Genomic DNA, 11,933 nt, shown 5'->3' with positions numbered 1-11,933 from the left:
GACCGCCAACCGCCTGCGCCTGGCGACGAGCAAGCCGTCCGAGATGGATCTGCCGGAGTACACCGTCAGCATCGGCGTGGCGACGACGGCCGGCAACGAGCAGTCGATGAACCTGATCGCGCGCGCCGACGACGCCCTGTACGAAGCGAAGCGCGCCGGCAAGGACCGCATTGCGATCGCGAAGGGGCTGGAATCGTCGGTGGCGGTGCTGTTCACCCATCCGGGCAGTGCTTCGGCAGGGGCTTGATCAATTGGAAGAACTTGCAGGGTGCGCGGGACGCACCCTGCACATTCATCTGGATGATCTGCTAACCACGTGCCATCACCCGGTCCCGCAATCCTTTCTCCCTCACCCAGCGCGCAAACTCTTCCGGCGGCAGCGGCCGGCTGAACCAGTAACCCTGTGCCTGGTCGCAGCCCTGCGCGGCGAGGTAGCGCAGCGTGCTTTCCGATTCGATCCCTTCGCCGTGGACGTCCAGGCCCAGTCGCTGGCCAAGTGTGATGATGGCTTCGGTCACCGCGCGGCTGGCAGGGTCGCGCTCGAGGCGGCGCACGAAGGACTGGTCGACCTTGAGCTTGTCCAGCGGCAGGGTGGAGAGGCTGCTCAGGCTGGAGTATCCGGTGCCGAAATCGTCGAGCGCGACCTTCACGCCGAGCGACTTGATCCGTTGCAGGATCTCGATCGCTTCGGTGACGTTTTCCATGACCGCGCTTTCCGTGACTTCGATTTCGAGGCAAGACGGATCGATGCCGCTGCCGGCGATGATGCCCGCCAGCTTGTCGGTGAATGACGCCTGCTTGAACTGCAGCGGCGAGACATTGATCGCGATGGTGGCGGACAATCCTTCGCGCAGCCAGGCATCGTGCTGGCGGCAGGCTTCCGCAGCGACCCATTCGCCGAGGTCGGCGATCAGGCCGGTGGCTTCGGCCACGGGGATGAACTTGTCGGGGCCGATCGCGGCGCCTTCCTTGTCTTCCATGCGCACCAGCGCCTCCGCACCCACCAGCTTGCCGCTCTTCAGGTCGACGACCGGCTGGTAGTGCAGCCGCAGCCCGCCGTCGCGCAGCGCGGTGCGCAACTTGACTTCCAGCATGTGCGCGAGCTCGGCGCGCTCGTCCAGTTCGGTCGTGTAGAACTGGTAATTCGAGCGGCCCGATTGCTTGACCTGGTACATCGCGAGGTCGGCCGCATGGATGAGTTCGGCCGCGTTGCCCGCATGCTCGGGAAAGTAGCTGATGCCGACCGATGCCGAGATCAGCACTTCGATGGCGCCGACGCGGAATGGCTGGCGCAAGGCGCCGATCACGTGCTGCGCGACGAGGGCCGCGCGGTGCCCGGCGTCCAGGTAGGGCAGCACGATCACGAACTCGTCGCCGCCGAGCCGGCCGACCACGTCTTCCTGCCGTGTGCAGGTAGCCAGGCGCTTGCCGACTTCCTGCAGCACGCGGTCGCCGACTTCATGGCCGTAGGCATCGTTGACCGGCTTGAAGCGGTCGAGGTCGATGAACAGCAAGGCGCCGCGCATATGGTTGCGCTGCGCCGCCGCCAGCAGGCGGTCGCAGTATTCCATGATGAGCGCACGGTTCGGCAAGCCGGTCAGCACATCATGCAGCGCCGCTTCGCGCACGCGCTCTTCGGCCAGCTTGCGTTCGGTGATGTCGCGCACCACGGCAAACATCAGCCACTCGCCGCGCACCTCGAGCACGGTCGTCGTGACCTCTACCGGAAACGTCGATCCATCCTTGCACCGGATCGCCGATTCCAAGGATGGCTGGCGCGATTCGCGGGAGCGGACGAACCTGTCGCGCACCGCTGCTTCGGTGTAGCGCGGGTCAATGTCCGGGACGGTCATGCGCAACAATTCTTCGCGGCTGTAACCGAGGCGCTCGCAGGCAAGCTCGTTGACGTAGCGGAAGGCGCCATGTTCTTCGACCAGGAAATGGATTTCGTTCGCGTGGTCGCTGAAAAACTTGAAGGTCCGCAAGTCTTCCTGGACTTCGCGCTGCTCGGTGATGTCGGTATTGGTGCCGAACCAGCGCAGCACGCGTCCCGATTCGTCTTTCTCCGGCACCGCGCGCGACAGGAACCAGCGGTAGCGGCCGTCGACGCCGCGCAGCGGGAATGTGTCTTCCCACGTGGTACCCGACCTTAAACAATCGCGGAACTTGGCCACCACGCGTTCCACATGCTCGGGATGATGTACCGCGGTCCAGCCCCAGCCCTGCATCTGTTCGAGCGTGGTCCCGGTGTAGTCGAACCAGCGGCGGTTGTACCAGAAAATATTGCCCGTGCCGTCGGCCATCCATGCAAGCTGCGCAATGTTATCCGCCAGCAGGCGGAAGCGTTCTTCGGTGCGCTTGAGTTCCGAAATGTCCTGCACGGTGCCGCGCAATCCGGTGACCTGGCCTTGCGCATCGCGGATCGCTTCGCACCTGGCGTTGATCCAGATGACCTCGCCGCTGCCGTGGTTCACGCGCAGGTCGAGGTTGTAGCCTTCTCCGGTTTCCACCGCATGTTGTGCGGCAGCGGCGGCCCGCTCCCATGACTCCACCGGCAGCAGGGTGCCGCGCTGTTCGGGGAACGATGGGACTGGCCGGCCGTAGATGCCGGGCACGGAGGCCGAGGTCCACACTTCGCCGGTGAGCAGGTTCCATTGCCAGGTGCCGAACTTTGCGAGGCGATGCGCTTCCGCGAGTTCGGCGTCGCGCGCATTCAATGCGTGCGTGTGCTCGTCCAGCAGTTTGCCGGCGCGGCGCAATGCGGCGGCCACGTGTTCCGTTTCCTGGATTTCCTGCTCCGGCACGTCGACCGCGCGTCCCTCTCCGAGCGCAACCGCGGGACCGGTCAGCGCCGTGACTGCGCGCGCAATGCGGCCGCCCATCAGCCATGCCAGCGCGAGGCCCGCGGCGAACAGCACGACAACACCGAGCGCCAGCACCCAGAGTGCCCGCACCAGCATGCCGTCGACGGTGCTGCGGGGAATGCCGATGGCGACGGTCCAGCCGGTCGCGGGAGAGCGGCTGTGGTAGGTCATCAACGCGATGCCTTCGACGGAGGTGGCTTCACCGCTGCCTTCGAGGGTGGCCAGCATGCGCTGGAGCAGCATCGGGCTGGCTTTCTTGCCGATGAACTGGTCCGGGGAATGCGTGCGGCCGACGATGGTACCGGTGCTGTCGAATACGCCGCCGATCCATCCGCCCGGCAATCCTTGGGTTTTCAGGATCCTGTTGAAATGTTCCGGCAGGATGCCGATGCCGAGTGCGTAGTAGGGTTTCCCCTCATGGAACACCGGCACGTCGATACTCACGATCGGCTGCTTGAGGACCGGCCCGATGAACAGGTTCGAGATGACCGGCTGCCCGGTGTCGAACACGGCGCGTACCTGTTCGGGCGACTGGACCGGCGTAATCGGCTTGCCGAAGTCGACCCCGGTGTTGATGAGTTGCCGCCCGGCCTCGTCGCGCAGCACCACGTTCGTCCCCATGCCCAGCTCGGCCATCACGATGCGGGCCTGCTGGTGGAACAGCTCGAAGTCGCCGGAGGCGAGGGCATCCGAACGCGCCAGGGTCTGCGCGACCGCTTTCACACGAAGCAGGTGGTGGTCCACGGCCTGCGACAGCGCGCGTGCGGTGAGGATAGTGTCGCGTTCGATCTGGCGCCGGCTCTCGTTGTATTCGTACGTGAACAGGCCGGCTGCGCCGATCACGCCGGGCAGGAGGCAGGCGAGGACCAGCCAGGTCAGGTAGGTGCGGACCGACCGGCGGGCGGTGGAAGGTTGGGCGGGCGTCACCGTGCGCAGTGGAATCGTCTCGATGTGATCCGGTTTGATTCTGCACAAGCGCGAACATTCCATTCGGATATCGGACAAGGCACGGCGGCCCGGCCCTTGCGAAAGCTCAAAACGCGTCCTGTACTGCAGATCCGCAATTTCCGCTTGACTTCAAGTTCGCTTGAAGTCGTACGCTGTGTCCATCGACACATGGAGATGATCATGAGCTACCTGATAAATGCCCTCGTCATTGGCGCCGGCGCGACGGCGGTGATGGATGCATGGGGAATCGCGCGCAAGACCTTGCTCGGCATCGCGCCGCCTGACTACCGCATGTTGGGCCGCTGGATCGGCCACATGCCGCGCGGACGCTTCCGGCATGACGCCATCACGAAGGCGCCGCCGGTGCGCGGCGAACGCTGGATCGGATGGACCGCGCATTACCTGACCGGGATCGCATTCGCCGCCGGCCTCGTGGCCTTCTGCGGCGACGCGTGGCTCCGCGACCCTTCGATCGGACCGGCAATGTTGACCGGCATCGTCACCGTGGCCGCGCCTTTCCTGCTGATGCAGCCCGGCATGGGCGCCGGTATTGCCGCTTCCCGGACGCCGCGTCCGGGCACGGCGCGAATCCAGAGCCTCATCAACCATGCGGTATTTGGCCTCGGCCTGTATGCGGCCGGCTGGGCCGCACGCTTCCTTGTTAATTAATTCATCCAGGAGAATGACATGCGTATTCCATCCCGCTTTGCACCGATCCTCTTCAGCGCCTTGCTCTCGGCCATCATGGTCAGCATCGTTTCTGCCTTCGTCCTCGCCATGTCGCGCGGCATCCATGCCGGGTTTATCGCGCAATGGCTCAGGAGCTGCGCGACGACATGGCCTATAGCGTTTCCGACGGTGGCCGTTGTCGCGCCCTGGGTGCGGCGCGTCGTGACGCGCCTGACTGCTTGATATCCGCCGCCCGAATGATGTCTATTCGTCATGCCTTTTTGGCATAACAATAAATCACGCATTCCACTACCCCTCTCCGAACAGCCGCTTTCGCATAAAATTGCCGCAGAGTAAGTTTTCTGAAAGCCCGGCAACTTACCCTTCCCGCTGTTTGCCCTTGCATGCCGCATCCCCAACCCAGCTGCGGCATGTTTCAACGTCATCTCTAGAATGAACATGAAGCTCTCGTTTCGCACCAAGCTCCTCGCCCCGCTGGTCATTTGCTGGATCAGCCTCTGGGCGGTCACCCTCACCGACATTTACCACACCAGCCAGCGACGGCTGGAAGAGCGGCAGAATTCGCTGAAATCCGCTACCGAGATCGGCTTGTCGGTCGCCAAGGAATACGCCGCCATGGTCGCTGCCGGCACACTGCCGGAGGACGAAGCCAAGAAGCAGGCGCTGGCGCGTATCCGGGCCATGCGCTTTGGCGCCGATGGTTACATCACCGTCATCTCGTCCGAGCCGAAAATGGTCATGCATCCGATCAAGCCGGAGATGGACGGCAAGGAAATGTCCGGTTTCAAGGACGCAAAAGGGAATGCCTTGTTCAATCAAATGGCCGATATCGCCAAGGGCCCGGGCAAGGGCTGGGTGGAATATGTCTGGCCGAAGCCGGGAAATCCGGACCAGAAGGCTGTCTTTGCCAAGGGCTCCTATGTCTTGACCTTCAAACCCTGGGACTGGTCCTTCGTTGCCGGCATTTACCTCGACGACCTGACCGATGCGGCGATCAGCGATTTCTGGACCGCCTTCGTGGCGCTGGCGATCATCGGCATCTTCCTGAACGGCGCCGTGCTGATGGTGGCCTTCAGCATGAACCGCGCGATCGGCGGCGACCCCGAGGATGCCGCCGAGGTGGCACGCAGGATCGCGGCCGGCGACCTGTCTCAGCCGGTCAAGGTCAAGCCGAAGGACCAAAGCAGCCTGCTCTATGCGATGAAGACCATGCAGGACAGCCTCCTCGACATCGTGACCAAGGTCCGCCTCGGCACCGAATCCATCACCACCGCCACCAACGAAATGGCCGCCGGCAACCTCGACCTGTCCTCCCGCACCGAGCAGCAGGCGGCATCGCTGGAAGAGACGGCTTCGTCGATGGACGAGCTGACCTCCACCGTGAAGCAGAATGCGGACAACGCGCGCCAGGCCAACGACATGGCGCTGGCCGCTTCCGAAGTGGCCGGCAAGGGCGGCGCGGTCGTGGCCGAAGTCGTGAGCACCATGGCGGCCATCAATGAATCGTCGCACAAGATCGTCGACATCATCGGCGTGATCGACGGTATCGCCTTCCAGACCAACATCCTCGCGTTGAATGCTGCCGTCGAAGCGGCGCGCGCCGGAGAGCAGGGGCGCGGCTTCGCCGTCGTCGCCAACGAAGTGCGGACCCTGGCGCAACGTTCCGCCGCCGCCGCGAAGGAGATCAAGGCATTGATCGACAACTCGGTGGACAAGGTGCATGCCGGTTCCGCGCTGGTCGACCAGGCGGGCGAGACCATGCAGGAAGTCGTCACCAGCGTCAAACGCGTCGCCAACCTGATTGGCGACATTGCGATGGCCAGCCAGGAACAGAACAGCGGCATCGACCAGGTCAACAAGGCCATCGCGCAGATGGACCAGGTGACGCAACAGAATGCGGCACTGGTGGAAGAGGCGGCGGCATCCGCCGACGCCATGCACAAGCAGGCCGAGGAACTGGCGCAGGCGGTGCAGGTGTTCAAGATCGACGCGACGGCGGTGGCCACCGTGCCTGCGCCCGTGATTGCGGCAAGGGCGGCTGCGCCAGTGCGGACCGCAGCGCCCGCACGTCCTGCCAGGCGCGCGCCGGCATTGCCGGCGACCAGCGCCGCGGACGGCTGGGAGGAGTTCTGAGGCGTTCTGATGTGCGGCCGGCCTGCGGATAATCCTTATTGACTCATGGAAACATTGCGACAAGAATGGCCGGCCATTCTTGTCCTGCATTGAACGTCCTTGATCCGTCTGCCCGACCTCCAAAAAAGAGCATTCGCAGACAAGATCCAGGCAGTTTTGCTTGTCGGACTGACTCCTATTCCTTGCAGGGCGGCATGGCCGACGACATCGTCCGAACGCCATGCCGGCCGCGCTTCCCGGCGCAGTGATACTTGCCCTTCTTCTATCGCGCTCCGTTCCCGCCTGCAGGAATTTCCCGTTGTCGGGAAGTGTAAATTTTTACGATCGGGAAATTCCACCCATCGTTCACACCTTGAAGTGCCAATTGACGCAGATCAAGCCATAGGCACACTAATTGCAGCGAGGCAAGGCGCACATCGCATTCTGCCTGGTTGCAAAGAAGCTTTCGGGTGCCGACGCGCCTTCATTCTGGGAGAAACCATGGCAACCCTGCCCACATCATGCATGCCTGCGAGCGACTGGGCTCGCATCACATTCGGCGACTTCGCTCCGTCGCCTTATGCCCTGCGCTGCTGGCTCGAGCAGGGGCATATCCATCCGCCGCCCGAGTTCCGCGACGGGCGCTGGTTCGTCCATCCTTCGGCCGAATACCGGCACAGGCATTCCGACCAGGTTCCGTGACGCGCATTCGCGCCTCGCACAAGTTCTATCCCACACAAGCAACACGCAGCGCCATGGGCCTGCTTTTTTGTCACAGGTGACCCCATGTTGAATTTGCATTTCCTCGAGTCCTGGAAGATTTCCACCAAGCTGCGCGCGCTCACTGCCTGCGCCATCCTCGGTATCATCGTGCTCACCGTGCTGTTCCTCGCCAGCGAGCGCAAGCTCGTGTTGCAGGAAAGGCAGGACAGCGTGCGCCAGGCAGTTGAAACCGCGCATGGCGTTGTCGCGTATTACCAGGCGCTGGCGTCGAAAGGCAAGATGCCGGAAGCGGAAGCCAAGGCGGCCGCGCTCTCTGCCGTGAAAGAGCTGCGCTACAACCGCACGGAATACTTCTGGATCAACGACATGCAGCCCGCGATGATCATGCATCCGATCAAGCCCGAGCTCGACGGCAAGGTCCTCTCCGAACAGAAGGACGCGGACGGCAAGCCGCTGTTTGTCGAAATGGCGGCGATCGTCAAGGCGGATGGCAGCGGCTTCCTCAATTACCGCTGGCCGAAACCCGGCAGCGACCAGCCGGTGCCCAAGGTCTCCTATGTCAAGGGTTTCGCGCCCTGGGGCTGGGTGGTCGGTTCCGGCGTCTATGTGGACACCGTCGAGTCGACAATCATGTCGCGCGTGATCGAATTCACCGTCGGCGCGCTGGCGCTGGCCGCCGCGCTGCTCGTCATCTGCTCGATGATCGGCCGCAGCCTGCTGCGCCAGCTCGGCGCCGAACCGGCCTACACCGCCGAAGTGACGCGGCGCATCGCCGCCGGCGACCTCACCGTGCCGGTCGAACTGAAGGCGCATGACCAGAGCAGCCTGCTGTACTCCATCAAGAGCATGCGCGACAGCATCGCCGGCATCGTCGGCCAGGTCCGCACCGGTACCGATTCCATCGTCACCGCGTCGGGCGAAATCGCCAGCGGCAATCTCGACCTGTCGTCACGCACCGAAGAACAGGCCAGCTCGCTGGAAGAGACCGCCGCGTCGATGGAAGAACTGACCTCGACCGTGCGCAACAACGCGGAGAACGCACAGCAGGCGAACTCGCTCGCCATCAACGCCTCGCAACTTGCGACCGACGGCGGCCAGGTGGTGGCGCAGGTGGTCAACACGATGGAGTCGATCAAGGGCAGCTCCGGCCGGATCGCGGACATCGTCAACATCATCGACGGCATTGCGTTCCAGACCAACATCCTGGCGCTGAACGCGGCGGTGGAAGCCGCGCGTGCCGGCGAACAGGGCCGCGGCTTCGCGGTGGTGGCCGCCGAGGTGCGTACGCTGGCGCAGCGCTCGGCCAGCGCCGCGAAGGAAATCAAGACGCTGATCGACGCTTCCGTGGTGCAGGTCGATGAAGGCGGCGTGCTGGTGCAGCAGGCCGGCGAGACGATGGAAAAGGTCGTGGTGTCGGTGCGCCAGGTGGCCGACCTGATCGGCGAGATCGCTGCCGCCAGCCGCGAACAGGCTTCCGGCATCCACCAGGTCAACCAGGCTATCGGCCAGATGGATGAAGTGACGCAGCAGAATGCGGCGCTGGTGGAAGAAGCGGCATCGGCATCGGAAAGCCTGAAGGAACAGGCGAACCAGTTGCATGCCGCCGTCAGCATCTTCAAGGTCGCGGCGGTGGCGGCGGCGCCTGCCGCCGAACAGCCGGCGCTGCGCGTTTTGCAGGGCAAAGGGATGCGCAAATCCTTGCCGCGCATCGCCAGGCGGGCGTAAGCATCATGGGCGCGCGTACGACACGGGCCGGTGACGACGAGAACGATCTCCCGCGCGGGGGATTGCGCGACCTGCTGTCCCGCATCGACGGCATCGTGTGGGAGGCCGATCCCCTCACGTTCACGTTTACCTATGTCAGCCCCGCCGCCGAGCGGATCCTCGGCTATCCCGCAGCCGACTGGCGCGTGCCCGGCTTCTGGGCCGCGCATGTGCATCCGGATGACCGCGAGCGGGTCGTTGCCTTCTGCGTCTCCCAGACCGAGGCGGGCCTCAACCATGACTTCGAATACCGCATGATCGCCGCCGACGGACGCACCGTGTGGTTGCAGGATGCGGTGACGGTGACGGTGGAAAATGGCGAGCCGGTGGGGCTCGGCGGTGTCATGACCGATATCACCGAACGCAAGGAGCTGGCCGGCGCGCTGCAGGAAAAGCATGATGCGCTGGCGCGCGAAAGCGCCTACCTGAAGGCGGTGCTGCAGCACATGCCGCAGGGGATCAGCGTCTTCGACGAAACGTTGCGCCTGCGCCACTGGAACGAAGGCATGGTCGAAGTCCTCAACTTCCCGCCGGAGGTGCTGACCGAGGGCGCCTGTTTCGACGACCTCGTTCGCATCCCGGCGCAGCGAGGGGAATACGGTCCGGGCGATCCTGAAGCGCACGTGGCGCGCTTCCGCACACTCGCCCTGGAATTCAGGGAGCACCAGTTCGAGCGTCCCCGGCCGAACGGCAAGGTCCATCTCGTGTGCGGCCGGCCGATGCATGTGGGCGGCGCACTGGCCGGTTTCGTCACCACCTACACCGACATCACCTCGCACAAGAAGATCGAGAAAGAGCTGCGGCTGTCCGACACCGTATTCAACCATTCCACGATGGGCATCAGCGTCACCGATGCCGCGCGGCGCATCGTCAAGGTCAATCCCGCCTTCTGCGCGATCACCGGGTACGACGAGGATGAGGTCGTCGGCAAGACGCACGCACTGCTCAGCTCAGGCCTGCAGGACGCCACGTTCTACGCCGCGATGTGGCGCGAGGTCGACGCCACCGGCAGCTGGAGCGGCGAGATCTGGAACCGGCGCAAGTCCGGCGAGCTGTACGCCGAACACCTGTCGATCAAGCGCATCCTCGACGAGGCCGGCGAGGTGGTGAATTACATCGGCATCTTTTCCGACATCTCGCACTACAAGATCGCGCAGGACCGCATCGAGCAGCTGTCCTTCTTCGATGCGCTCACCGGCCTGCCCAACCGTGCGCTGCTGCGCGACCGGCTTCAGCAGGCGATCTACACCGCCGAGCGCCGCAACAGCCGCATCGCGGTGCTGCTGATCGACCTCGACCGCCTGTCGCATGTGAACGACTCGCTCGGTCACCGCATCGGCGACCTGCTCCTGCTGCGCGTGAAGGCACGCTGGCAGCCGATGATCCGCGCATCCGACACGCTGTCGCGCCACATCGGCGATGAGTTCGCGGTGATCGTGGAAGACATCCAGGACGCGCAGGACGCCGCCGACATGGCCGAACGCCTGCTCGGCGCCCTCGCCAGGCCGTTCGACCTGGAAGGGCATGAAGTCAGCGCCAGCGCGCGCATCGGCATCAGCGTCTTCCCCTCCGACGGCAAGGTGCCCGATGTCCTGCTCAAGAATGCCGACGTCGCGCTCCACCATGCGAAGGCGGCCGTCGGCGGACGCTTCCAGTTCTTCCGCGAAGAAATGAACCAGGCAGCAACCGAGCGCCTGCTGATCGAAAGCAGCCTGCGCCAGGCGCTCGCGCGCAACGAGTTCCGCGTGTTCTACCAGCCGCAGCTCGACCTCGCCAGCGGCCGCATCAAGGGCATGGAAGCGCTGGTGCGCTGGCGCCATCCCGAGCTGGGCATCGTCTCGCCGGCGCGCTTCATTCCGATCGCGGAAGAGACCGGCCAGATCATCGACATCGGCAAGTGGGTGCTGCGCGAGGCCTGCCGCCAGGCGCGCGAATGGAATGCCGACGCCGGGAGCGCTCTGGTGGTCGCGGTCAACGTGTCGGCCAAGCAGTTCGAGCACGGCTGCTTCGCGACGCAGGTCAGGCAAGTGCTGGAAGAGACAGGACTGCCCGCGCACCAGCTCGAACTGGAGATCACCGAAAGCGTCATCATGGACCGCCCCGACCATGTGGTCAGCGTGATGAAGGAATTGCGCGAACTCGGCGTGCGCTTTTCCATCGATGACTTCGGCACCGGCTATTCCAGCCTGTCACAGCTCAAGCGCTTCCCGATCGACACGCTCAAGATCGACCAGTCGTTCACCCGCGACATCGGCCTCGACGAAGGCGGCACCGCGATCACCCGCGCCGTCATCGCGCTGGGCCACAGCCTGCGCCTGCAAGTGGTGGCGGAAGGCGTGGAAACGACGGAGCAGCAGCGCTTCCTCGCCCAGCACGGCTGCCACGGCATGCAGGGTTACCTGTTCAGCCGGCCGGTGGAGCCCGCGGCCTTCGGCGCGCTGCTCTCGATGCATGTGCCAAGCGAACTTCCGCCGGAATGGCAGATATGACGGCGGCCCAGGCGGCCATGCGTATCGAAGGGAAAATCAAGGCGCTCATCGCCGTCGCGGTGCTGGTCATGCTGGCCACTGCCATCGTGCCTTTCATGACGGCGGAAAAGGCGGCGCAATTGCAGGAAGCGCTGCTTGATTCCGAGGCGCGCATCCAGGTCATCTCCGAAGCCCTGTCGCTGATGAAGGATGCCGAGACCGGCCAGCGCGGGTTCATCATCACCGGCCAGGAGTCCTTCCTGGAGCCGTATCACAAGGCGCTCGCGCACCTCGAAAGCCAGGAAACAGTGCGCCGTGCGTCGCTCGCCGGCCGCACGCCCGCGGAAATCGACCGCTTCGAAGA

At 64.3% G+C, this 11,933-nt stretch carries 9 protein-coding genes; 8 read left to right on the top strand and 1 reads right to left on the bottom strand.

The genetic code is table 11. The features are described 5' to 3' along the window. Window positions 1-247: diguanylate cyclase domain-containing protein (locus AYR66_RS02450; protein ID WP_141104144.1), on the top strand; the 247-nt coding region annotated here is incomplete at its 5' end. A 61-nt stretch (window positions 248-308) separates the two neighbouring features. On the opposite strand, the gene AYR66_RS02445 is transcribed toward AYR66_RS02450, so the two are convergent. Further along, entirely contained in the window at window positions 309-3,839 is a 3,531-nt protein-coding gene (locus AYR66_RS02445) for an EAL domain-containing protein (protein WP_141104003.1), read from the bottom strand. A 153-nt stretch (window positions 3,840-3,992) separates the two neighbouring features. On the opposite strand from AYR66_RS02445, the gene AYR66_RS02440 reads away from it, so the two are divergent. The 7 genes from AYR66_RS02440 to AYR66_RS02410 all read left to right on the top strand — a co-directional run. Beyond that, window positions 3,993-4,481 (top strand): DUF2938 domain-containing protein, encoded by a 489-nt coding sequence (locus tag AYR66_RS02440; RefSeq protein ID WP_088709563.1) that lies wholly within the window; start codon window positions 3,993-3,995, stop codon window positions 4,479-4,481. 18 nt (window positions 4,482-4,499) lie between these two features. After that, entirely contained in the window at window positions 4,500-4,724 is a 225-nt protein-coding gene (locus AYR66_RS02435) for a DUF2798 domain-containing protein (RefSeq protein ID WP_170942038.1), read from the top strand. Window positions 4,725-4,940: 216 nt separating this feature from the next. Continuing rightward, window positions 4,941-6,635, top strand: coding sequence for a methyl-accepting chemotaxis protein (locus tag AYR66_RS30330; RefSeq protein ID WP_088709561.1), 1,695 nt, complete (start codon window positions 4,941-4,943; stop codon window positions 6,633-6,635). Between the two features lie 480 nt (window positions 6,636-7,115). Beyond that, window positions 7,116-7,316 carry a hypothetical protein gene (locus AYR66_RS02425; protein ID WP_088706194.1) on the top strand — a complete coding sequence of 67 codons (201 nt, stop codon included), beginning with the start codon at window positions 7,116-7,118 and terminating at the stop codon, window positions 7,314-7,316. Window positions 7,317-7,400: 84 nt separating this feature from the next. After that, a complete protein-coding gene (locus tag AYR66_RS02420; protein ID WP_088706193.1) occupies window positions 7,401-9,062 on the top strand; it encodes a methyl-accepting chemotaxis protein in 1,662 nt (553 codons plus the stop codon). A 5-nt stretch (window positions 9,063-9,067) separates the two neighbouring features. After that, window positions 9,068-11,590 (top strand): sensor domain-containing protein, encoded by a 2,523-nt coding sequence (locus AYR66_RS02415; protein WP_088706192.1) that lies wholly within the window; start codon window positions 9,068-9,070, stop codon window positions 11,588-11,590. Next, a partial coding sequence (locus AYR66_RS02410; RefSeq protein WP_206047027.1) for a CHASE3 domain-containing protein occupies window positions 11,587-11,933 on the top strand: 347 nt, incomplete at its 3' end. The genes AYR66_RS02415 and AYR66_RS02410, both read left to right, overlap by 4 nt.

Source organism: Noviherbaspirillum denitrificans, from assembly GCF_002211445.1.
Classification (GTDB): Bacteria; Pseudomonadota; Gammaproteobacteria; order Burkholderiales; family Burkholderiaceae_D; genus Noviherbaspirillum; species Noviherbaspirillum denitrificans.
Note: the sequence above shows the minus strand (reverse complement) of the source record. Positions and strands in the feature narration are given on the sequence as shown.